The sequence below is a fragment of the Bacteroides sp. OM05-10AA genome (assembly GCF_003439055.1).
GTDB classification, from domain to species: Bacteria; Bacteroidota; Bacteroidia; order Bacteroidales; family Bacteroidaceae; genus Bacteroides; species Bacteroides intestinigallinarum.
The window spans coordinates 14,466-39,470 of the sequence record NZ_QSUR01000006.1 but is presented as its reverse complement, the minus strand read 5'-3'; the positions used below and the strand labels follow the sequence as shown (position 1 = coordinate 39,470).

The following is a 25,005-nucleotide window of genomic DNA, read 5'->3' as shown; positions in this document are numbered from 1 at the left end:
ATATTATGAAGAAAAGTATATTAAGCCTGTTATTGGCATGTTTCCTGCAAATCAATCTGGCTTTTGCACAGAATGTAATGAAGGGTGTCGTTAGCGATGCCAATGGTCCTCTTGTCGGAGTTGTGATCCATGATAAAAACAATGGAAAAGGTACTACCTCCGATATGTCGGGAAAGTATGCGCTTAGTGGTGCGGAATCAGGGCATACAATAGAATTCCGTTATCTGGGTTATATGACCGAACATGTTGTATGGGATGGTAAAAGTGTGGTAAATATAAAACTTAAAGAGGATGCTGTACAGCTTGAAGAAACGGTCGTTATCGGTTATGGATCTGTAAAGAAGAAAGATCTTACAGGTGCAGTCGGTGTAATCAACAATTCATTGATCGAGAGGCAGAGTACTTCGCAACTTTCGCAATCTTTGCAAGGATTGATTCCGGGACTTACGGTTACTCGTTCAAGCAGTATGCCGGGAGCGAGTGCTACGGTGCAGGTTCGTGGTGTGACAACCATGTCTGATTCGAGTCCGCTTATCCTTGTCGATGGTATGATGGTCAGTAGCCTCGATAATATAGCAAGTGAAGACGTGCAGCAGATTACTGTACTTAAGGATGCGGCTTCTGCATCTATTTATGGTGCCCGTGCTGCTGCTGGTGTTATCTTGATAACAACTAAGGAGGCAACCGAGGGACAACTTTCGATCGGTTACAACGGGGAGGTTTCCTTATCTTCTCCTACCGAATTTCCGAAATTCCTGACCGACCCTTATCATTACATGACAATGTATAATGAATGGTCATGGAACGATGCCGGTAATCCTGCGGGGGGCGAGTTTGCCAACTATTCACAGGATTACATCGACAACTATGCTACCAACAACAGGTATGACCCCATTCAATATCCTATCTATGATTGGAAAGATGCCATTCTTTCGAGCACCGCTATGCGGCATAAGCACAATTTGACAATGACGTATGGCAACAAGGTAATCAAGAGTCACACTTCCGCTACTTACGAAAATGCTGACGCTGTCTACAAAGGTTCAAACCACGAAAGAATCTCTATCCGTTCTCGTAATAATCTGAAGATTAGTGATAAACTCTCCGGTTCTATTGATTTTTCGGTACGTTATGCCACGAAAAACGACCCCACTTCCGGTAGTCCGATTCGTGCGGCTTATATGTATCCTTCCATTTATTTAGGACTTTATCCGGACGGTCGTGTAGGTCCCGGTAAAGACGGCAGTCTTAGTAATACACTTGCCGCTTTATTGGAAGGCGGAGAAAAAAAGACTGTATCTAATACAATGACCGGTAAATTCTCGTTGAGCTATAAGCCTATAAAAGATTTGACCATTACTGCTAATTTGACTCCTACCATTGGAAATGTTTCAATCAAGGAGATGAAGAAAGCCATACCTGTTTATGATGCATACGAAACCGATGTTATGTTGGGATATGTTTCGGGATATACTTCTAATTCGTTAAGTGAAGAACGCCGTAACATCAAATCATTGGAGAAACAATTCATCGCTACATACGATAAAACCTTTAGCAAGGTACATAACTTCAATGCCATGGTCGGTTATGAGGATTATAGCTATACGTATGAAACGATGTCGGGGTCGACAAACGATATGTCTTTGTCTTCTTTCCCTTATCTTGATTTGGCGAATAAAAATGCTCTTGCTGTAGCCGGCAATTCTTATCAGAATGCCTATCGTTCATTTTTTGGCCGTATCATGTATAATTACGACAGCCGCTACTACCTCCAACTCAATGCTCGTGAAGACGGATCTTCACGTTTTCACAAGGATCACCGTTGGGGATTCTTCCCGTCGGCATCGGTTGGTTGGGTAATTTCTAATGAGAAATTCATGCAAAATATAACCCCGATAAGTTATCTGAAGTTTCGTGCCTCTATCGGTACTCTCGGTAATGAGCGGATTGGAAATTATCCTTACCAGACATACATTTCGTTCAACAATGCCATTATGTATGACAGTGCAGGATCTACTCCTCAATCTTCAATGTCCGCCGCACAACAAGATTATGCGTATGAGAATATCCATTGGGAGAAAACACAGAGCTGGGATATAGGTGTGGATGCCGCTTTCTTTGACAACCGCCTCGACTTTAGCGCAGACTATTATTATAAAAAGACAACAGATATGCTCTTGTCGGTGGCAATCCCGTCGTTTACCGGTTACTCGGCACCTGACAGGAATGTAGGTAAAATGCACACCCGCGGTTGGGAAGTAAAACTTGGCTGGTCTGACCGTATCGGGGATTTTAGTTATGCGGTAAGTTTTAATATCTCTGATTACAAGTCTATTATAGATAATCTTAACGGCAAGCAGCAGTTTAACAGCGATGGTACTATTATTACTGAAGGTGCAGAATATAACTCATGGTATGGATATAAGACTGCAGGTTTGTTCCAGACCGCAGAGGAAGTCAGCGAAAGTGCTTTGCTTTCGGCTTCTACCAAACCGGGTGATGTAAGATATGTAGATATCAGCGGATCAGATGGTACTCCTGACGGAATTATCAATGAGACATATGACCGCGTAGTGCTTGGCAGTTCGTTGCCACACTATCTTTATGGAGGTTCTATTAGTTTGGGTTGGAAAGGCATCTCCTTCTCTCTACTTTTCAATGGTGTCGGGAAACAACTTTCACGCCTTACCGAAAGTATGATTCGTCCCATGCAGGGACAATGGCTTCCGGCTCCGTCAGTCCTTCTGAACGACAATGGTGACCGTAATTACTGGAGTGTGTATAATACAGCAGAACAGAACGCATCAGTCAGGTATCCTCGCTTGAGTCATCAGGGCGGTGAATACAACAACTATAAAATGTCAGATTTCTGGCTTAGGAGTAGCGCATATATGCGTATAAAGAACATCAATATTGGCTATACAGTTCCTAAAAAAATCGTCTCTAAGGTCGGAATCAAGGGACTTCGGGTGTATGTCAATATCGATGATCCATACTGCTTTGATAGTTATCTTTCTGGATGGGACCCTGAAGCAGGCGCTTCTACCTATATCACACGTACTTATACGTTTGGAGTTGATATTAAATTCTAATAGAGTATGAAAAAATTACATAATATGAAAAAAATACATGTATTGATTTACATGATAGTTCTTCTATCTGTAACTTCTTGTGTGAACCTCGACCTGAATCCTCCTTCAGCTGCATCCAGTGAAAACTGGTTCTCGTCACCGGAGGAAGTTCGAATCTCATTGAATGATTTTTATCGTAGTACCTTCTTTGTTATAGAAGAAGGTTGGACGTTGGACCGTAATACAGATGACTGGGCGCAACGAACCAATATTTATACAATTGCGGCAGGTTCACTGAATGCGTCTTCTACAAGTAATCCCAACATTAAGACTGTTTGGAGTTACACTTATAAGAACATTAGTCGTGCAAACCGGATTTTGGAGGCACTCGACAATCTTGAAGGTAAATATTCCACCACAGAACTTAATACGCTTCGTGCCGAAGCCCGTTTTTTCAGGGCGTTTGCTTATTCACGTTTGATTACTCTTTGGGGAGATGTTCCTTTCTATCTGACTTCAATTACTCCAGAGGAAGCATTTGAGATGGGACGTACCGACAAAGCTGTCGTTTTAAAACAGGTTTATGAAGATTATGACTATGCAGCAGAAAATTTGCCGGTCGCAAATAATAATAGCGGTGCCACCCGTGTGGATAAAGGAACGGCCTATGCTTTCAAGGCTCGTACAGCTCTCTATCAGCACGACTATGGGACTACCGCAAAGGCTGCACAAGACTGTATGGATCTGGGAGTATATGATTTAGCCCCTGATTATGGAGAACTTTTCCGCGATAAGACAAGAGGTAGCAAGGAAGTCATCTTCTCTGTTGTTCACTCAAGTGACCTTGAATTGGATGAAAACGGTCAGCCTACTACACAGTCTATCGGTTCATTCATTGCCCGTTCGGCAGGTGGTACACATAATGCGCAACCTTCATGGGAACTTCTTGCTGTCTACGAAATGACGAATGGTAAGACGATCGATGAGCCCGGCAGTGGTTTTGATCCTCGCGATCCATTTGCCAACCGTGATCCCCGTTGTTTGGAAACATTTGCTGCTCCCGGTAGCCGTATCTATGGTATTGAGTGGAATCCTGCGCCAAATGCACTTGAGGTAATGGATTATACGCAAAATCGCATGGTTACAAACAAAGATTCAAAAGGCGGTTCGGATGCTTCCAACTGCGCTTACAATGGTTGCTGCCTGCGCAAAGGCGCGCAAGAATCATGGCGTACTACTTTGTATAACGACAATCCCGTCATTCTCATGCGTTATGCCGATGTGTTGTTGATGTATGCCGAAGCTAAGATTGAACTGGGAGATATTGATGCTACTGTTCTGGCTTGTATCAACGATGTCCGTGCTCGTGCTTATAGCACTACCCGTACGCAAACCAACGACTATCCGTCCATCACCACCACCGATCAGACGGTATTGCGTAAAGTGCTTCGTCGTGAGCGTCGTGTGGAGTTTGCATGGGAAAATCTGCGTTATTTCGACTTGCTTCGTTGGCATCAGTTTGAGAATGCTTTCGGACACAATATGTACGGATTTACTCGTACGGCCAATAGAGCAAAGGAATATTTTGCGGCAGGCAACTGGTTCTGGCCACAGACTCCGGCATTTGATGAAGACGGATTCCCTTCCTTTGAAGCGATGGCTGATGGGACTTATATCGTTCAGCATGGAGAACGTAAGTTTGATGAGAAGATTTATTTGTGGCCATTGCCAAGTGATGATGTACTAATCATGAATGGCAAACTTGTTCAGAACCCAGGGTACTAACTTTATTAAATAAATGATAATATGAGCATTGGAGAAATTTTATTGCACAGTCGGTATCAACCATTAAAGAGGGTGTTGAGCTATGATGTATTCAACACAGGCTTTAACGGCTGGATGACATTGATGCCTAATTTTACGGAATATCCGAATTTTGATGTTCCTAAGACATTGGTCAATAAAGATCAGTGGCCACCGGTCATGCTTAGTTCCGCTACCTTTAGGTATCCGGGTACTCATGGGGCAATGTCCGGTACTTATTCTCTTAAACTCTCGACAAGACCTGTTGCAGCGCCTTATACGGAGATTCCGGCAGAGGGATGCCTGGGACATGCCATTAAGCGACTTTCATTCTCTCGTCCGGGCTGCAAATATTTGCAGATAGAATGCTGGTTTACATATACGGCGGAGCAGGATGTGGTTGATGGCGGTGATCGTCCGCAACCGGGTTTACATGAGAGTTCAATCCGCGACTTCGGTATGGGATTTGATGTACAGGAAGGTGGAAAACGCTATCATGTAGGAATACGCTATCTCAATGCAGTGGACGGAAAGTTAATGCAGAAGTGGCAGTATGAACATTCGGATGAAGACGTTACAGATCGTGATTGGGCTTATGGACTTGACGGAGATTGGTGTAAGAAGGGTGTCGATCCTTGGTGGTTTGGTCGTCGTTATCCTAATGGTGACCATGATGGGTTCAAAGATTTGAACGATGGTCATCAGAAACTCATTTACAATGAGACTGATTGCAAACTCAATTGGCAATATATGCGCCTGAAACTTGACACACAGCTTCGCGAATATGTGGAGTTCCAATGTCAGGACAGAATTTGGGATATGCGTGGCATTGCAGCCGATACTGTTGATGGATATAACCGTATCGACAACCTTATCAACCCTCTTTTCTGGGTGGGTACTGATACCAATCGTCGTGTATTCTTTTATATAGATTCAGTTGTTGTTTCACAAGAATAAGGAGGAATGTAATATATGAAAATGTTTAATGATTCCCATCTTGAGGTAAAGAAGTTTTTTAAAGGAACTTTCTTCACTCATCCTTACGAGGCTGGTTGGGCAGATGAGGCTATATTCTTTGTTATGGTTGAGAAAATAGAGGGAGATCCTGTATTCGAAGGTCGTGTACAACTATCGCAAGACGGTGTGCATTGGGCTGATGACGGCAGTATTCCTACGATCTTCAAAGGACTTGGCCAACATATTATAAAAGTGAATTCAAATTTTGGTAATTATATTCGTCTTGCCGTCAGCATTGAAGGCGGAGAGATGTTTTTAAATCTTCATATAGCATGCAAAGGTTAATATTTATTTTCAGTTTGTTCATCCTTGCGATTGTAGGGTGCAGTTCTAATGAATCTCAATCATTTTTGATTCGTCCGGACGGAGGTGAAGAAGGTGGAGATGACTCTGCCACCGAAATAGAGATAGGTAAAACTATTCCTGCTTGGCAAGAAGGTGTGATGGATATTCATTTCATCAATACAACTACGGGTGAAAGCGTGTTTGTAATATTCCCGGATGGTACGCAAATGCTTATTGATGCCGCAAGTTCGAGTGTTACAACCAACTCTAATGGTAATACGACCAACACCGGTATTCGTAGTCGTTGGGATCCAACCTTAACTTCTACCCGTGGCTCACAAATTATAGCTGATTACATTCGTAAGTGTATGGCATGGACAGGTAACAGTACGATAGATTATGCGGTACTTACCCACTTCCATAATGACCACTTCGGTGGTTATAATACATCCTTGCCGAAATCTTCCAATTCCGATACCTATTCGTTGATAGGTTATGCCGAGATCTTTGACAATTTTAAAATTGGCACGCTTCTCGATCGTGGTTACCCCGATTATAACTATCCGTTCGACATGGCGACAATGGCAGATAATGCTTCAAGTTGTAACAACTATATCAATGCGGTGAAATGGAATGTTGCTAATAAAAAGTTCGAGGCTGCGATATTTAAAGCAGGGGCAAATAATCAAATAGTTCAGAAGTACAATTCAGCGAAGTATCCTACTGCAAAGGTGCAAAATGTTGCTGTGAATGGAGAAATTTGGACAGGTTCGGGCACTGCCACAAAGAAGACATTCCCTGAACTCTCGGAGATTTCATACAAAAACAGCAAAGACATTACAGCCAGTGACAATTGTCCGCCGGAGAACATAACCAGTTGTGTGATGAAAGTCTCGTATGGCAACTTTGACTTCTTTGCCGGTGGTGATCTTCAGTATAACGGACGCTCGAGTTATGCATGGAAAGATGCCGAATTGCCATGCGCAAAAGCCGTAGGCCAGGTAGAAGTGATGAAAGCCGACCATCATGGTGTAACCAACACCAATCAGGCCGATGCTCTGAAAGCACTCAATCCACAAACGATTGTTATTAATTCATGGGTCGATTGTCATCCCCGCACCGATATATTGAATTCGATGGAGACAACACTCCCTGCGTGTGATATATTTATCACTAACTTCTGGCAGGGCGATCGTCCCAGTGGAGTAGACGACCGGGTAACGGCAGAAGAGGCTGCGAGAGTAAAGGGATATGATGGACATATTGTAGTTCGTGTGACCGATGGAGGAAACAAATATAGAGTAATGACGACCACAGATTCTGATGGGGCAATGACTGTTAAGGCTGTTTCCGGTCCATATACAAGCAGATAATGAATACAAAATATTATGATGTATTAGTAGCAGGTGCAGGGCCTGCCGGAATATGTGCGGCTGTAGCCGCTGCCCGGCAGGGGGCACATGTTGCTCTTATCGAAAGATATGGAGTCATTGGAGGTAATCTGACCGCTGGGTATGTCGGTCCTATTCTCGGTAGTGTAGGTAAGAACACTATGCGCGATGAGGTTTGTTCTATTCTTGGCGTCAAAGACAATGACTGGATTGGGGAGCATGGAAATGCTCACGATTTTGAAGAGGCAAAACTTACATTGGCAGAATTTGTTGCGAAGGAAAAGAATATCGATGTCTTTTTGCAATGTTGTGTGTCGGATGTTATTCGTGACGGAAAAGTGATAAAAGGCATTAAGTGCGCAAGTAACGAGGGGACACTCTGTTTTGAGGCTGCAGTTACCATAGATTGCACTGGCGATGCAGTGGTGTCTTTTCTTGCCGGTGCAAAAATAGAAAAAGGGCGCGATGACGGACTTATGCAGCCTGTAACCCTTGAATATACTATTGACGGAGTAGATGAATCAAAGGGGCTTATTTGCATTGGAGATGTAGATGATGTTCAACTTAATGGCGAGCGTTTCCTTGATTGGTGCAAAAAGAAAGCTGACGACGGTAAACTTCCCCCAATTCTTGCTGCTGTACGTTTGCATCCATCAGTCAGATCGGGTTGCCGTCAAGTAAATACGACACAGGTCAATAGAGTGGATATAACTTCAGTAGGATCTATTTTCACCGCTGATCTTGAACTTAGACAACAGATACGTCTCCTGACTCAATTTTTGAGAGAAAATTTGCCGGGTTACGAGAACTGTAGAGTGATCGGAAGTGGTACAACAACTGGAGTGCGTGAAAGCCGCAGAGTGATGGGCGACTATGTGATTGATGCCGATGAGATGGCGGAAGGCTGCCGCTTTGCTGATGTGGTAGTACATAAAGCATTGTTCATTGTCGATATACATAATCCTGATGGAGCCGGACAGGCGGAACCGAGCATACAATATTGCAAACCATACGATTTGCCGTATCGTTGTTTTCTCCCGTTGGGCTTAGAAGGGCTTCTTGTGGCGGGACGGTGCATATCGGGTACTCACAGAGCCCACGCTTCATACCGTGTCATGAGTATTTGTATGGCAATGGGAGAGGCTGTTGGTATTGCTGCTGCCATGAGTGCATCGCAGAATTGTACTCCGCGTGCTCTCGATGTAGGAGAGTTGCAGCGACGGCTTGAATCGTTAGGCGTAGAGCTATTCGATTAACGTAGAACATAATCATACTTTAAATTTATAGAGCATACTTATGAAAAAAATATATTTGTCTGTCGTGTGCTTATTGGTCTCTATTCCCCTTATCGCCCAGTTGTATGTTGAGCCGGAGAAGGAAGTAGAGTGCTCTGTCTTCTTGGCAAAGGAAGGACGGGGGCGAGCACAGCAAGGACTTGAAATATGGGATGATTACATATTCTCGTGCGAGGATGGAGGGCATGTGAATATATATGATTTCAAAAGTGCAGATTCGAAACCCTTAGCAGGCTTTGAACTGGCTTCCTCCCATCCTGACAACCATGTAAATAATGTATGTTTTGGTGTTGAGACAAAACGAGGAGCATCATTTCCTTTACTATATATAACAAATGGCAAGGTAGGAAGTGAATTGGAATGGTTGTGTTTTGTAGAGAGTATAACTCGCCGTGGGAAACGTTTTAGCAGCGAAATCGTACAGACAATCGAACTAGATGGTTCGAAGTGGGCGGAGAAAGGGTATGTCTCTATCTTCGGAGCGCCGAGTTGGCTGGTCGATCGGGAACGTGGCTTTATATGGATATTTTCGGCACGTAAGCGTACGGTAGCGAAAGTGACAAAGAATGCATGGGAGAACCAGTATGTCGCCACCAAGTTCCGCATACCATCGTTAAGTGAGGGTGCAAAGGTGCGGCTTGACCAAAATGACATTCTTGATCAGGTGGTGTTTCCCTATGATGTATGGTTCACGCAAGCGGGCTGTATGCATGATGGTAAAATATACTATTGCTTCGGAGTTGGGAAGCAAGATGACAACCGTCCTTCCTGCATCCGGGTGTATGATACTGATACGCGGACAATTACTGCACGATACAATGTGCAGGAACAAGTCATTTACGAACCGGAAGATATTGTGATAAAAGATGGAGCCATGTATGTCAATACCAATACAAACGCAAAAAAGACATCCGACCTTCCTTGCATATTCAAACTCTCTCTTCCAAAAGAAAAGCGGATAGGGGAAAATCCTCTCGATGAGATACGCAAGGATCCGGAACGTGCAGGTGGCGTGTATTATGTGACCGATCTTTCACATAGGGTTACGCCGACCCCTAAAGGGTATAAACCTTTCTATATAAATGGCTATTTCCGTCACGGAGCACGTCAGATAGACGATGCGGTAACTTATCCTGCCATATACGGCGTATTGGAGAAAGCTCATGATACGAACAACCTTACAGACTTCGGGAAGGCTCTATACGAACGCCTTGAACCGTTCAAGATGAATGTGTTCTATAAAGAAGGTGATCTGACGCAGATCGGTTATCGCCAGACGCGGGAAATAGGCCGAAGAATGGTACAAAACTATCCTGAAGTATTTGAAAACCATCCTTATTTGAAAACTAACGCGACAAATGTACTTCGAGTGGCAGCTACAATGCAATCGGTGAATTCGGGGATTTTGTCACTGAAACCCGAGCTTGAATGGGCAGAGATAGACAACTCTCGTTCATTTCTTACCACACTGAATCCTTATGGCAATGTATGTCCCGACAGAAGTACGCTCGATAAGTATATACTTGGTAAGGAAAATAGTTGGTATAAAAAATATCGTTCATACATAGATGAAAAGTTGGATGTTGATGTTTTTTTTACAAGGCTGTTTATAGACATTACACAAATAGAAAGTGAGTATGATAAATATGACCTTGTCCATCGCTTCTGGTTAATGGCGTCACTTATGCAATGTCTCGACCGGCAAGTGCCTATCTGGGATATCTTTACAGAAAAGGAAATATTGGCTTGGGCAGAAATCGAAAACTATAAGTATTTTGCGCAGAAGGGGCCTGAGCCTGTATCCCACGGGCGGAGTTGGGGGCTTGCATCGCGCACGTTACGCCATCTATTAGACGAATCTGCCGAAGATATTGCCCGTAAACGTCATGGTATAAATCTCAACTTCGGACACGATGGTGTTCTTATGGCCATCTTGACAAATCTACAGGTTGGGACGTGGGCACGTGAGGCAAGTAATTCCAAAGAAGCTTTGCAGAGTTGGAAGTATTGGGATATTCCGATGGGGGCGAATCTTCAGATGATATTTTATCAATCGGAAGACAATTCGGATATTCTAGTCAAGTTTATGCTGAATGAAAAAGATCTTCAGCTACCGCTTGAAGCGGTTGAAGCATCTTATTACAAATGGAACGAGGTTTATAAATTCTATATCGAACATTGCGACAAGGTTGAAAGATCACTTGCCGAAACACTGAAATTATCGTATGAAGACTTTTAATTACAATCGTGCCGAAATTAAGGCTGGAATAGTACATTTCGGCGTTGGGAACTTCCACCGTGCGCATCTCGAAGCTTATACAAATCTTTTGCTTGAAGATCCGTCGCAAAAATGCTGGGGTGTGTTTGGAGCAATGATTATGCCTACAGACGGGATACTGTTCAATGCTCTCAAAGAAGAAAATGGTATATATCAGTTAACGACCTGCAGCCCTTCCGGCGAACGGCATAGTATGTTGATTGGCTCGCTTGTCGAACTCGCATGGGGGGAAATAGATAGTGAACCAATCATTGCTAAAATAGCATCGGAGGAGATAAAAATCATTACTTTGACCATAACTGAAGGGGGGTATAAGGCTGATTTAGATAAGCCACGCACAGTATTCTGGTATGTAGCCGAAGGACTTAAACGTCGAATGGAGCAAGATTTGCCGATTACGATTCTTTCGTGCGATAACATGCAACAGAATGGCAATGCTGCAAAATGTGCGTTTATGTCATACTTCGAAGCGAAATATCCCGAGGTGGCAGCGTGGGCAGAAAAGAAAGTGACGTTCCCCAATTCGATGGTGGATAGAATCACTCCTGCAACAAAATCGGGGAAAATTACTAATGTGTGCTGTGAAGATTTCATACAATGTGTCGTTGAAGATAATTTCATTGCAGGCCGCCCTGCATGGGAGAAAGTGGGAGTTACATTCACGGACGATGTGACCCCGTATGAAATCATGAAATTAAGTCTTCTCAATGCATCGCATACACTTCTGTCTTATCCTGCCTATATGGAAGGATTCAGGAAGGTTGATACTGTATTGGCAGATGAGAGGTACCGCACAATGATAAAGTTGTTTATGAACAGGGATGTTACTCCTTATGTTCCGGTTCCCGAGGGTGTTGACCTTGAAGCGTATAAAGATTTGCTTATCAAACGATTCTCAAACAAGGCGATAAGCGATCAAGTATCGCGACTTTGCGGTGATGGCATCGCGAAGTTTGCAGTCTATGTAGTACCCATACTCAAACAGATGTTACGGGATGGAAAGGATATTTCGATAGAGGCTTTCCTGGTAGCTGTTTATTGCAAATATCTTGTAGGTGCACACACAGAGTCTGGGGAGGATATAACTATTTTCGAACCTCACATTACTCCGGCGGACAAGATGCTGATTTCTGGAGGATCACCAGTTGAGTTCTTGAAAATATCGCCTTTTGTGTCATTGGAACTAGACAAATATCCTGTATTTATGGAAAAGTATGAGCTGTTTTATGGCATGAGCGTAGCAGAAGGATTAAAGGTCTTATTGCAGTAAACAACTAAAAACAACAAAACCATGAAGAAGTTTTTTATTCCGGTTGTTCTGTTACTGTTGTGTGTAGTATCGGTTTCGGCACAAAAACAGGTTGAAGCATCTACACTTAACCTGATAGGTAAGCCGTTTGAATTGACCCCCAATCCATATCATAGAGTCGATACATTGGTTTATAAAGGTTTTAATCGGACGGAAAATCGGCAAGTTCGTTGCCCGGCTGGTATGGCTGTACTGTTTAAAACAAACACACGTAATATACATATTACGACAAAGTGGGGGTATGTATATTCGAGTAACTCGACAATGCCAATCTCTTATAAGGGATACGATCTTTATATCAAAAATGCGGACGGACAATGGCAGTATGCGGCAAGTGGTTCATCGAAAGCGTATAAAAGCGAACGTATTGAGACGTTTGCACTTATAGAGAATATGGATGGTACAATGCACGAATGCATGATGTATATGCCGATGTATTCAGAGGTTATTTCTTGTAAGATAGGGATAGATGACGACGCTGTTATCGAGCCGTTGAAGTCGGACTTTCGTCATAAGATAGTGGTATATGGCTCTTCATTTACGCAAGGAGTAAGTACGGATCGGTCTGGCATGAGTTATCCTATGCAATTTATGCGCAATACGGGCTTTCAAATCGTGTCGCTTGCAACAAGCGGACGTTGTTTGATGCAACCTTACATGACCGATGTCCTTGTGGAAGTAAGAGCTGATGCTTTTATATTCGATACCTTTTCGAATCCTGATGCAGAATTGATAAGAGAGCGCTTGATACCGTTTATCAATCGGCTCATAGCAGCGCATCCGGGCACTCCGTTGATATTTCAGCGTACTATCTATCGTGAACGACGCACATTCGACACAGTTCTTGATGCGAAAGAACAGGCTAAAGCCGCAACTGTAGAAGAGTTGTTTGCAAAGATCCTTGTTGACCCGAAATACAAAGATGTTTATCTAATCACGCCTAATGCTTCCGATGCACACGAGACATCGGTTGATGGAACTCATCCTAATAGTTATGGATATACACTTTGGGCTAAGTCGATAGAGGCTCCGGTAATAGAAATCTTAAGTAAATATGGAATAAAATGAGACAAGCTGTATTGGTAGAACCGAAACATATAGAGTTTCGTGAGGTCGAGGCACCTAAAGCGTCAGACCTGAAAGAACATCAGGTTCTTCTGAATATAAAACGAATAGGTATTTGCGGAAGTGAAATACATTCTTATCATGGATGTCATCCGGCAACCTTCTACCCGGTAGTTCAGGGACATGAATATTCGGCAGTGGTAGTCGCTACAGGGATGGCGGTCACAATATGTAAGGCAGGTGATATTGTCACTGCACGTCCGCAACTTGTGTGTGGGAAGTGTAAGCCTTGTAAAAGAGGAGAGTATAATATTTGTGAAGAACTGAAGGTACAAGCCTTTCAGGCAAATGGAGCCGCGCAAGACTTTTTTGTAGTAGATGATGATAGGATTGCGGTGTTACCTAAAGATATGTCACTTGACTATGGCGCTATGATAGAACCGGTGGCAGTTGGTGCGCATGCAACAATGCGTGGCGGTGATTTAAAAGGTAAAAATGTAGTTGTTTCGGGTGCTGGAACGATTGGAAATCTCGTGGCACAGTTCGCAAAAGCCAGGGGAGCTAAACAAGTTCTAATTACCGATGTGAGTGACTTCAGACTTGAAATGGCCCGTAAATGTGGCATAGAGGATACGCTTAATGTTGCTAAGACGCCATTTAAGGAAGGGATTAAGAGTGTTTTTGGTGATGAAGGTTTCCAAGCCGCATTCGAAGTCGCCGGGGTTGAGTCGAGTATTTGTTCGCTCATGGAATGTATTGAGAAAGGGAGTACCATCGTTGTGGTGGCGGTATTTGACAAAGATCCTTCGCTTAGTATGTTCTATTTGGGAGAACACGAATTAAAGCTGAATGGAACGATGATGTATCGCCATGAAGATTATCTTGCAGCTGTCGATATGGTAAGTTCGGGAGCTATCCATCTCGAACCGCTTATCTCGAATCGCTTCCTGTTTGAACAGTATGATGAGGCATACAAATTTATAGATGAGAATCGTTCGACATCCATGAAAATAATTATTAAATTATAAAACCATGAAAATAATAGGTATAGGAGAAGTTGTTTGGGACTGCTTCCCGGAAGGCAAAAGACTTGGCGGAGCACCTATCAATTTCTGTTTTTTTGCAAAAGAGTTGGGAGCAGATTCGTATCCTGTTACGGCAATAGGCGAAGATGAACTGGGTGATGAAACGATTGTGGTGCTTAAAAAGACCGGACTTGATTTAAGATATGTTTCTCGTAATTGTTTGCCGACGGGAAAAGTGCTAGTGTCGTTGAATGAGGCTGGCGTTCCGCAATATAACATTGTTGAGAATGTTGCTTGGGATGCAATCGAGTGTAGTCGTGCAACAATGGAATTTGTTAGCGATGCAGATGTGGTTTGTTGGGGCTCTTTGGCACAGCGAAGTGAAAAGTCGCGTACTGCAATCTTGAGATTTATAGATGCAGTGCCGAGTACCTCCTTGAAGGTATTCGATATTAATATCAGGCAACATTTTTATTCGACAGAGTTAATTGTGGAATCATTGCAAAAGGCCAATGTTCTCAAATTGAATGAAGACGAGTTACCGTTGCTGATTTCTCTTCTTTCTCTTTCGACAGATTTTGTTGAAGCTATCGCAGAGCTTATTTCTCGTTTCTCACTTAAGTACGTCATATTTACGCAAGGCGCAATGTGTAGTGGAATATACGATGTAAGTGGGGAAGTTTCATCCATTGACACGCCCAAGGTCGAGGTAGCCGATACTGTAGGTGCAGGCGATTCGTTTACCGCTACCTTTGTTGTTAACATACTTAGAGGTGAATCGGTGGCGGAGTCGCATCGTAGAGCAGTTAATGTCTCGGCATATACTTGTACGAAAAGGGGGGCGATAAATCCGTTGCCGGATAGTCAAAAGTAACCTTTAATAACTTTTTCAACCTGTCACTTTTTCCAGAGGCATTCTGTTTATCAATGTTTCGGAAGGGAGACAGGTTGTTTTTATCTGTTTTATATCTACAGTCTATAATTTAAATCCCTGTTCTCTAAATTTTTTCGGAGAAATCCCCATTATCTGCGTAAATATTCTGGAGAAGTAGTAACTATCTTTAAATCCAAGTTTGGAAGCAATTTGTGTGATCTTTAAATCTGTTTTTATCAGTTCAATGCAAGCCCTGTTGACCTTCATTTGAATAAAATAGTTGATAGGTGATTGCCCGGTTGCCTTATAAAATTTGCGGTGGAAGTAAGAAACCGAGTATCCTAAAAAAGCGGCCATTTCTCCGATTGTTACTTTTTGATTGATATGATGGTTCATATAGGCAATTACCCGGTTAATAATACTTTCTGAATACTCACTAACCACTTCGGACGATTTATGGGAATCTTGAAACAGGAAGGTTGCCAGAAAATGTTTCAGACAAATATTCGTATAATTCAGATTGTCAATAGTAAAGCCATTGCGGAGTGTGGAATACATTTCTTCAAAGAGTTTAAACCGTTCTTCTTCACTGGACGAACCGGTATAGTTGGCTTTTGTAGGTATATAAAATTTTTTGGAGAACAATTCTGCTTTTGTACCAATGAAATGCATCCAGTAAATACTCCAGGGAGATTCTTGAGAAGCACCGTAACTATGTGGAATATCAGGAGGCAAAACAATAAATTCATTGGCTGTTAAAGTGTATTTTTGTTTATTTACTTCAATCCAGCCTTTTCCCTCTTTACAATAGATAAAAATATATTGTTTACATCCATGGATACGGTTGATGTAGTGGTACTGTGCATGTGAAAAATGACCAAGAGAATAGAGTATCAAATCTCCGGTTAAAGGGCTGTCTATCATTACATCAATTAAGGAAAGCGGTAGATAGATGAAACGCTCTCCTGGGAAACCTAAGGCTAATTGAATCATAATTTAATAAGATTACATTTACACCGTAAAGTAAGCGATAATAATCTATCTTTTATGCCACTTTACTCCATTTTTTTTGTTTTTTATCCCGACTATCTTTGCAAAAAGGAATTTAATATTAGAAAACATGACTTCAAGAGAAAGATTACAAACAGTATTGTCACACAAAGACGCGGATAGGATAGCGCTGGATTTCGGGGCTACAACCGTCACAGGACTCCATTGTATAATAGTGGAAAAACTGCGTGAATATTATGGTCTTGAAAGGCGACCGGTCAGAATTATCGATCCCTTCCAGATGTTAGGCGAGGTAGACGACGATCTACTGGATCTCATTGGTATAGATACTATCGGTGCATGGGGACGCAAAAACATCTTCGATATTGATGAGACGTGTTTGCACGAACAAGTCACCCCTTGGGGACAAACCATATTGATTGCCCGAGACATCAACCTGACACCGGATGAAGAAGGTGATATATACATCTATGCAGAAGGCGACTGTTCCTGTCCTCCTAGTGCTGTGATGCCTGACGGATGTTACTTCGTGAATGCCATAGAACGGCAAAAAACGATTGATGATGATAACCTGAATCCGGAAGATAATCTTGAAGAGTTCGGCTATATTACAGATGAAGATTTGGACTTTTTGAAACAGGATATAGAAAAGCGTGCTGCAACAGGAAGAGCTGTCGTGGCGAGTTTTGGAGGAACTGCCTTGGGGGATGTAGCCTTTGTGCCGGGGATGGGATTGAAGGATCCTAAAGGTATACGCAGTGTTGCGGAGTGGTACATGTCAACGATGATGCGTCAGGACTATATTCATCAGGTTTTTGAAAAGCAAATTGATATTGCTATTGAGAATTACAAGAAATTATGGCAAGCGGTGGGCGACAAAGTAGATGTTGTGTTTACATGTGGCACAGATTTCGGTTCACAAGAATCACAATTCTGTTCACCGGATACCTTTCGTGAACTATGGCTTCCACATTATAAACGGATGAACGACTGGATACACCAAAATACTACCTGGAAAGTGTTTAAACACTCATGCGGAGCGATTCTCCCTATCCTGCCGGGGATTATTGATGCGGGATTCGATATAATCAACCCTGTTCAGATTAATGCGAAAGATATGGACCCGGTTCGCTTGAAAGAAAATTTTGGCGATCAAATTACTTTCTGGGGTGGAGGTATTGACACTCAAAAAGTGCTGCCTTTCGGCACACCGGAAGAAATCCATACTCATGTATTGAAACAATGTGAAATACTGGGTAAGAATGGCGGATTTGTGTTCAATACCGTTCATAACATACAGGCAAATGTGCCTATAGAGAATGTCGTAGCTATGATTGATGCTTTAAAAACCATAAGAAACAAATAGAATGAGTCAGATCAATATGAAAAGTTGGATAAGTCAAGTTATCCAAAGTAAGGAGAGGATGGCAATTCCTATCATGACACATCCGGGTATCGAACTGACAGGTAAAAGCGTATATGAAGCTGTGACCAATGGCAAGATACACTTTGAAGCAATCAAAGCCCTTTATGATCGATATCCATCAGCGGCAACCACTGTTATAATGGACCTGACCGTAGAAGCAGAAGCTTTTGGGGCGTCGATTACGTTTCCTGAAAATGAAGTACCTTCCGTGACTTGCAGGCTGGTGACTGATTATGAATCAGTCAAGACGTTGGAGATACCAGACTTGGGAAAAGGACGTATTACCGAATATCTTAAAGCTAACGAACTGACTGCAGAATATGTAAAAGACAGACCGGTATTTGCCGGCTGTATCGGTCCTTATTCATTAGCGGGACGTTTGTTTGATATGACGGAAATCATGATAGCTATCTATACCGAGCCCGAAACGGTGGAATTGCTTTTAACTAAATGTGCAGAATTCATCACATCCTACTGTCTGGCGTTAAAATCGGTAGGAGTAAACGGAGTAATCATGGCCGAACCGGCATCCGGATTACTGTCGAATGATGACTGCTCCAGGTATTCGTCTGTATATATAAAAAAGATTGTAGACAAGGTTCAGGATGAAACATTCTCCGTAGTTTTACATAATTGCGGCAATGGTGGACATTGTACAAAAGCAATGTTGGAAACGGGAGCTGCATCTTATCATTTTGGTAATAAGATAAATATGACAGACGCACTCCGTGAATGTCCGTCCGATGTATTGGTCATGGGGAATCTGGATCCGGTCGGTGTGTTCAAGATGGGAACAGCAGAAGAAATAAGGGAAGCAACTTTAAACTTGCTGGAAGAGACCAGGGAGTATGACAATTTCGTGCTTTCTTCCGGCTGTGATATTCCACCGGAAGTACCTGCCGAGAATATCGAATCATTCTACGATGCACTTAATGAATATAACAAGAAAAACTAATATCAGTATGGCGAACTTAAATGATTTATATACTGCAATTCTTACAGGAAAGCTACCTGTTGCAGTAGCAATTACGAAAGAAGCGATAGAAGAGAACGTTGATCCGCAATATGTAATCAACGAATATATGGTCAAAGCTATGGAAGAGATTGGTAGTCGTTTTGAAGCTGGTAAGGCTTTTGTGCCGGAATTATTAATGGCTGCACGTGCTATGAAAGGCTCTTTAGAGTTATTAAAACCGCAATTAGCTAATAATCATAGTCAGCCTATCGGTAAAATAATTATTGGAACTGTAAAAGGTGACTTACATGACATCGGTAAAAATCTTGTAGCATCTATGTTTGAAGGATGCGGGTTTGAGGTAATCAACTTGGGAACAGATGTTTCCGCTAAGAAATTTGTCGATGCAGTGTGTGAACATCATGCTGATATTCTTTGTATGTCCGCCCTGCTGACTACTACAATGAATTATATGCGTGAAGTCATTGCTGCGTTGAACGAATCAGGAATGCGCGGAAGAGTAAAGGTAATGATTGGTGGCGCTCCCACAACGCCCGAATTTGCGAGACAGATAGGTGCGGACGGGTATAGTGATAACGCTAATTCTGCCGTTATATTGGCTAGGAATCTATTGGCATCTTAAGATGGACGATACTGTTATTTCTTGCTCTTCTCTCCAGTTTTCTGTCGAAGGAATATATGAAGCTATGGGATATGGCGGGAATGTGCCGGATCATTCGGTGAATGAACTTGTCAATAGTATCTGGAAGCGTGTTAGAAAGGCCATTACACTACATTTCTATTATCAAATTTTCGATTGCGAGATACTATCTGATAAAGTTCGCATTCAAAATACTATTTTTGAGACTGGAAAGGTTATAGCACGTTCATTAAGGAAATCAAAGCAGATTGCTGTTTTTGTTGCAACTGCAGGGCAGGAATATGAGAATCTGGTTAATGAGATGAAAGCGGAAGACGATCCTGTTTCTTTGTTTATTCTTTATTCCATAGGTACATGCCTGGTAGAAAGTACAGGAGACTATATGGAAAGAGTGTTAAAAGAAGATATTGGAGATAATAATCATACCAACCGTTTTAGTCCGGGGTATTGCGGATGGAGTGTAGAGGAACAGAAAAAACTGTTTTCACTTCTCCCCCTGGGAGTCTGTGATGTTAGATTATCAGATTCGTGCTTGATGCATCCCATAAAATCAATCAGTGGGTTTATAGGTATTGGAGAGGGAGTGACTACAAAAGTTTATAGTTGTCACATTTGCAGGATGAAAAACTGTTTCATGAGAAAAACTAAGAGAAAAGCATGAATAATAAGACTCTTCGTTATCAATAGAATGGTGAAAAGAACGAGGGTACTTCAAAAGGGTACTCTCGATTTTTTATTCGCTCTAAAAAGTTTATCTTGGGACATGTTCATCGATTGTGCAAATATACAACTTAAGGAGGCTTCTGGGGTATGAATTCCAGATTTCCTTCCCGTCTTGACGAAAATATTTCTTCGGATACTCCGGTCAGCCTTGTGAATCAAATTGTTGACGAGCTTGATGTCAGTCCATTGTTGTCCACTTATAAGGGTGGTGTTGTCCTGCGTATTATCCTCGCATGCTTTTGGGTGTTGCTCTTCGCTTACCTGACAATGTGTACTCTTGCTGTAAGATAGCGCGTCTGGAAAAGAAGATTACATGAAGAACGGACAGTTTAAACTGGGATATGGATGCAGATGTCTACAGAAAACCAGTTCATAACAAACTGTGCTTTCTATCACAATCCCGGTGACACGTTGACTTTGATTTCATTTCTATTCTTTTGTGTGTTTTGGAAACTTTAAAATATTGAAATCTACAGAGATTTCAGGCTCTTCTTTACAATACTCAACAGACTTAACTTGGATACATGGGATTTATTTTTAATTGTTAGTTGAAATATGAATACATTTATCATATTGCGTTTTTATTAATTTTTTCATATTTTTGCAGAGAGTTTTTTGAATATTTGTGAAGACATGAATTGTTTTGTGAAAATGAGAAGGCTTTTGTTGTTTATATTCCTTTTCATTAATGTTACTGTAAGCAAGGGACAGATCTATAAGTACATAGGACTTGAAGATGGTTTGAACAATCAGAAAATATACTATATCCAGAAAGACCGAAGAGGGTATATGTGGTTTTTGACCCAGGAAGGGGTAGACCGTTATGATGGTAAACATATCAAGCATTACACCTTTTCAGACGATAGCATGAAGCTGGATTCGCGGATTGCCTTGAGTTGGCTCTATATGGATAGAAGGGATGGCTTATGGGTGATTGGACAAAAAGGACGGATTTTCAAGTATGATTCGAAACATGATAAATTCGAACTGACATATGTACATCCGGAGCTGATTAGAAATAAGTCACAGGCGTTTCTTAATTACGGTTATTTGGATAAGAATGACCATATCTGGCTATGTTATAAAGACACCCTTACTTGGTATAATATCCGTACAGGAAAAATTCTACATTTGGCAATACCGGTTCATGAGGAAATAACTGCCATTGAACAGACGGATAGTAACCAGTTTTTTATCGGTACGGGAAGCGGTTTGTTTCGTGTTAGAGTAGAAGGGGAAGAACTGAAGCTGGTTTCTGATGAGGTTGTGAAAAGTATTGCTGCACCTGTACATGAGCTTTATTATCATGCCGTTTCACAACAGCTGTTTGTGGGAACCTACAAAGAGGGAATACTTATATATGACATGGTTGGAACAGGAAAAATCATCCCCTGCCAATCCCCCAATAATGTAGAGGTTAACCAAATTGTAGCTTTGAACGCTCATGAACTCCTGGTAGCCACAGGTGGAAAAGGAGTATACAAACTGGATGTGAATACGGCTATGAGTGAGCCTTATATAACGGCTGATTATAGTAGCTATAATGGGATGAATGGAAACAATATCAATGATATTTATGTGGATGAAGAAGAACGTATTTGGCTTGCTAATTACCCCACCGGTATCACAATCCGTAATAATCGTTATCAGAGTTACGACCTGATAAAACATTCCCTCGGTAACAACCGGTCTTTGGTGAACGATCAAGTACATGACGTGATGGAGGATAGTGACGGTGATCTTTGGTTCGCAACCAGTAATGGCATTAGTCTCTATCAGACTAAAACAAAAGAATGGCGTTCTTTTTTAAGTTCTTTTGATCCGATATTGGAAGATGGGAATCACATCTTTTTAGCACTTTGTGAGGTTTCTCCCGGTGTGATATGGGCCGGTGGTTTTACCTCCAATATTTATAAGATAGAAAAGAAAGGGTTTAAAATCAGTTATCTTTCTCCTGCTTCTATTGCAGGAATACGTCCCGACCAATATATTTTTGATATTAAAAAGGATTCAAGCGGTGATATATGGTCCGGCGGGTATTATCATTTGAAACGAATCAATCTGGAGAGTAAAAGCGTGCGTTTGTATCCGGGGGTAAGTTCTGTCACCACTATTCTGGAGAAAGATGCCCGGCAGATGTGGATTGGTACGAGGATGGGACTCTATCAGCTTGATAAGCAATCTGGAATTTATCAGTATATTGACCTGCCCATTGAATCTCTTTATATATGTGCATTATATCAGAGAGAAGACGGTATTTTGTATATTGGTACTCGCGGAGCTGGACTTCTTGTTTATGATATCGATAAAGGGAAATTTGTGCATCAGTACCGAACTGACAATTGTGCGCTGATTTCCGATAATATTTATACGATTCTTCCACGTCAGGACAACAGCTTCTTGATGGGGACGGAGAACGGTATTACAATTTATTCACCCGAGGAACACTCCTTTCGTAACTGGACGCGGGAGCAGGGCCTGATGAGTGTCAATTTTAATGCAGGTTCTGCCACAGCTTACAGTAATAGTACCCTTGTTTTTGGTGGGAATGACGGCGCTATCAGGTTCCCGACGGACATACAGATACCAGAACCACATTATTCGCGTCTGTTGTTACGTGATTTTATGATAGCTTATCATCCTGTTTATCCGGGTGACGATGGATCTCCTTTGAAGCAGGATATTGACGAAACTGATCGATTGGAATTAGCTTACGGACAAAACACGTTCTCTCTTGATGTAGCTTCTATTAATTATGATTATCCTTCCAATATTCTTTATTCATGGAAAATTGACGGTTATCATAAAGAATGGAGTCGTCCGAGCTATGATAATCGAATTCTTGTCAGGAATTTGCCTCCCGGTAGCTATACGTTACAAATTCGTGCCATATCCAATGAAGAGAAATATAAGACTTATGAAACGAGGAGCATCCAGATCATTATTACGCCTCCAGTATGGGCCAGCATGTGGGCCATGGTGGGATATGCAATCCTGTTGCTGTTGGTTATGATTATCATATTCCGTATTGTCATGTTGCACAAACAAAAGAAGATTTCGGATGAGAAAACACGTTTTTTTATTAATACAGCTCATGACATACGTACACCGCTTACATTGATAAAAGCACCGTTGGAGGAGGTTGTAGAGAATCATATGGTGACTGATAAAGCATTACCCCATATAAGTATGGCTCTTAGGAATGTGAATACATTACTTCAACTGACAACCAACCTGATAAACTTTGAACGGATAGACATTTACTCTTCTACCCTTTATGTCTCTGAGTATGAGCTGAACTCCTATATGAATGATGTTTGCGCCACTTTCCGCAAATATGCCGAAATGAAACATGTTAGATTTGTTTACGAAAGCAATTTCGACTATCTGAATGTGTGGTTTGATAGTGACAAGATGAGTTCTATTCTGAAAAATATTTTGTCAAATTCGTTAAAGTACACGCCAGAAAATGGTAGTGTGTGTATTTGTGTTTATGAGGAAGGAGCTACTTGGAACATTGAAGTAAAAGATACAGGAATTGGTATTCCTTCATGTGAACAGAAGAAATTGTTCAAGAACTATTTTAGAGGTAGCAATGTTGTCAATCTGAAAGTAACGGGTAGTGGAATTGGGCTTATGTTAGTGTATAAACTGGTTCGGTTGCATAAGGGAAAGATTCAGATCCAAAGTACTGAACAACAGGGTACTTGTGTTCGGATAACTTTTCCGAAAGGAAATAAGCATTTCCATAAAGCTAAATTCATTTCCCCTAAAGAGGTGGATGAATGTCCGGAAGCTACCATGTTGGGTGAAGCTCCGAATTTGCCGGTCATGAAATCGCCACAGATGAACAGCTCTTCGCAACGTGTTTTGGTAGTGGAAGATAATGATGATTTGCGCAATTATCTTTTTGATATGCTTGCTGTGAGTTATAACGTTCAGTCTTGTTCTAATGGAAAAGATGCACTTGTCATTATACGGGAATTCAATCCGGATCTTGTCATATCCGATATAATGATGCCCGAGATGAGTGGGGATGAACTATGTTCAACTATAAAGAGGGATATTGAAATGTCTCATATTCCAGTCATTTTGCTAACCGCACTAGGGGATGAGAAAAATATGCTTGGAGGACTGGAAATCGGAGCGGATGCTTATATCACCAAACCTTTTAGTGTGGGAATATTCAAGGTTACCGTTAAAAACATACTTGCGAATCGTGCATTGCTTCGTCAAGCTTATAATAGTATTGAAGATGAAGAAAAGCATTTACCAGCCAATTGTTCTAATACTTTGGATTGGAAGTTTATAGCTTCAGTTAAAGAATGTATAGAGAAGAACATGGGAGATCTGGACTTTACTGTGGATATACTTAGCAGTCAGCATCATATGAGTCGTACGAGTTTCTACAATAAATTAAAGGCATTGACCGGTTATGCCCCGGCTGATTATATCCGGATGATACGTTTGCAACATGCTGCACAGTTGTTGAAACAGGGCGAACATACAGTAACGGAGGTTGCTGATATTGTTGGATTTTCGGATGTGAAATACTTCCGCGAAGTATTTAAAAAATATTATGATGTAAGTCCAAGCAAGTATGCAGAGTCGGGAAAAGATGTCGTTTCTTCGGCAACCAATTCGGTAAACATAGAATAGTATGTGAGGTGAATAAACATTATTTTATTTCTGGTTGTTATGTTCTGTAAATAGAAACAGATCCGGTGGCAACATCTCGTTTCCCATATTATCAGTGGGAAGAAGTCCGCAAATATTTTGAACAACGAATAATAATGTCGAGAAAGATACTTTCCAA

18 protein-coding genes are annotated in these 25,005 nt (G+C 41.7%); 17 read left to right on the top strand and 1 reads right to left on the bottom strand.

Features of this window, described 5'->3' with window-relative positions; all coding sequences use genetic code 11:
* The first annotated feature begins 5 nt into the window (after positions 1-5).
* The 11 genes from DXB58_RS06155 to DXB58_RS06105 are packed head-to-tail and all read left to right on the top strand — an operon-like array spanning position 6 to position 15,413.
* Positions 6-3,092: a TonB-dependent receptor gene (locus DXB58_RS06155; RefSeq protein WP_122136319.1), complete on the top strand. Its 3,087-nt coding sequence runs from the start codon at positions 6-8 to the stop codon at positions 3,090-3,092.
* Positions 3,093-3,116: 24 nt separating this feature from the next.
* Positions 3,117-4,856, top strand: coding sequence for a RagB/SusD family nutrient uptake outer membrane protein (locus DXB58_RS06150; RefSeq protein WP_032853741.1), 1,740 nt, complete (start codon positions 3,117-3,119; stop codon positions 4,854-4,856).
* A 21-nt stretch (positions 4,857-4,877) separates the two neighbouring features.
* Complete coding sequence (locus DXB58_RS06145; RefSeq protein ID WP_122136240.1) at positions 4,878-5,831, top strand: DUF6772 family protein; 954 nt, start codon at positions 4,878-4,880, stop codon at positions 5,829-5,831.
* Positions 5,832-5,846: 15 nt separating this feature from the next.
* Positions 5,847-6,176, top strand: coding sequence for a hypothetical protein (locus DXB58_RS06140; RefSeq protein ID WP_009000107.1), 330 nt, complete (start codon positions 5,847-5,849; stop codon positions 6,174-6,176).
* Positions 6,164-7,549, top strand: coding sequence for a ComEC/Rec2 family competence protein (locus DXB58_RS06135; RefSeq protein WP_122136239.1), 1,386 nt, complete (start codon positions 6,164-6,166; stop codon positions 7,547-7,549). The genes DXB58_RS06140 and DXB58_RS06135 overlap by 13 nt, the downstream gene beginning before the upstream one ends.
* Positions 7,549-8,823: an FAD-dependent oxidoreductase gene (locus DXB58_RS06130; RefSeq protein WP_122136238.1), complete on the top strand. Its 1,275-nt coding sequence runs from the start codon at positions 7,549-7,551 to the stop codon at positions 8,821-8,823. Before DXB58_RS06135 ends, DXB58_RS06130 begins: the two co-directional genes overlap by 1 nt.
* A 40-nt stretch (positions 8,824-8,863) precedes the next feature.
* Positions 8,864-11,101: a histidine phosphatase family protein gene (locus tag DXB58_RS06125; RefSeq protein ID WP_122136237.1), complete on the top strand. Its 2,238-nt coding sequence runs from the start codon at positions 8,864-8,866 to the stop codon at positions 11,099-11,101.
* Positions 11,088-12,410, top strand: coding sequence for a mannitol dehydrogenase family protein (locus DXB58_RS06120; protein ID WP_122136236.1), 1,323 nt, complete (start codon positions 11,088-11,090; stop codon positions 12,408-12,410). Before DXB58_RS06125 ends, DXB58_RS06120 begins: the two co-directional genes overlap by 14 nt.
* 21 nt (positions 12,411-12,431) lie before the next feature.
* A complete protein-coding gene (locus DXB58_RS06115) occupies positions 12,432-13,517 on the top strand; it encodes an SGNH/GDSL hydrolase family protein (protein WP_122136235.1) in 1,086 nt (361 codons plus the stop codon).
* A complete protein-coding gene (locus DXB58_RS06110; protein WP_122136234.1) occupies positions 13,514-14,542 on the top strand; it encodes a zinc-binding dehydrogenase in 1,029 nt (342 codons plus the stop codon). Before DXB58_RS06115 ends, DXB58_RS06110 begins: the two co-directional genes overlap by 4 nt.
* 4 nt (positions 14,543-14,546) lie before the next feature.
* Positions 14,547-15,413, top strand: a complete 867-nt coding sequence (locus DXB58_RS06105; RefSeq protein ID WP_122136233.1) for a carbohydrate kinase — start codon at positions 14,547-14,549, stop codon at positions 15,411-15,413.
* A gap of 102 nt (positions 15,414-15,515) precedes the next feature.
* On the opposite strand, the gene DXB58_RS06100 is transcribed toward DXB58_RS06105, so the two are convergent.
* Positions 15,516-16,406 carry an AraC family transcriptional regulator gene (locus tag DXB58_RS06100; RefSeq protein ID WP_122136232.1) on the bottom strand — a complete coding sequence of 297 codons (891 nt, stop codon included), beginning with the start codon at positions 16,404-16,406 and terminating at the stop codon, positions 15,516-15,518.
* A gap of 127 nt (positions 16,407-16,533) precedes the next feature.
* On the opposite strand from DXB58_RS06100, the gene DXB58_RS06095 reads away from it, so the two are divergent.
* From DXB58_RS06095 to DXB58_RS06070, 6 genes are all read left to right on the top strand, one after another.
* A complete protein-coding gene (locus DXB58_RS06095; RefSeq protein ID WP_122136231.1) occupies positions 16,534-17,790 on the top strand; it encodes a uroporphyrinogen decarboxylase family protein in 1,257 nt (418 codons plus the stop codon).
* Position 17,791: 1 nt separating this feature from the next.
* Positions 17,792-18,805: a uroporphyrinogen decarboxylase family protein gene (locus DXB58_RS06090; RefSeq protein ID WP_122136230.1), complete on the top strand. Its 1,014-nt coding sequence runs from the start codon at positions 17,792-17,794 to the stop codon at positions 18,803-18,805.
* 7 nt (positions 18,806-18,812) lie between these two features.
* Entirely contained in the window at positions 18,813-19,448 is a 636-nt protein-coding gene (locus tag DXB58_RS06085; protein WP_122136229.1) for a corrinoid protein, read from the top strand.
* A 1-nt stretch (position 19,449) separates the two neighbouring features.
* A complete protein-coding gene (locus DXB58_RS06080; RefSeq protein ID WP_122136228.1) occupies positions 19,450-20,127 on the top strand; it encodes a vitamin B12 dependent-methionine synthase activation domain-containing protein in 678 nt (225 codons plus the stop codon).
* Between the two features lie 149 nt (positions 20,128-20,276).
* Positions 20,277-20,480, top strand: a complete 204-nt coding sequence (locus DXB58_RS06075) for a hypothetical protein (protein WP_122136227.1) — start codon at positions 20,277-20,279, stop codon at positions 20,478-20,480.
* 342 nt (positions 20,481-20,822) lie between these two features.
* A complete protein-coding gene (locus DXB58_RS06070; RefSeq protein WP_122136226.1) occupies positions 20,823-24,848 on the top strand; it encodes a two-component regulator propeller domain-containing protein in 4,026 nt (1,341 codons plus the stop codon).
* Positions 24,849-25,005 lie beyond the last annotated feature (157 nt).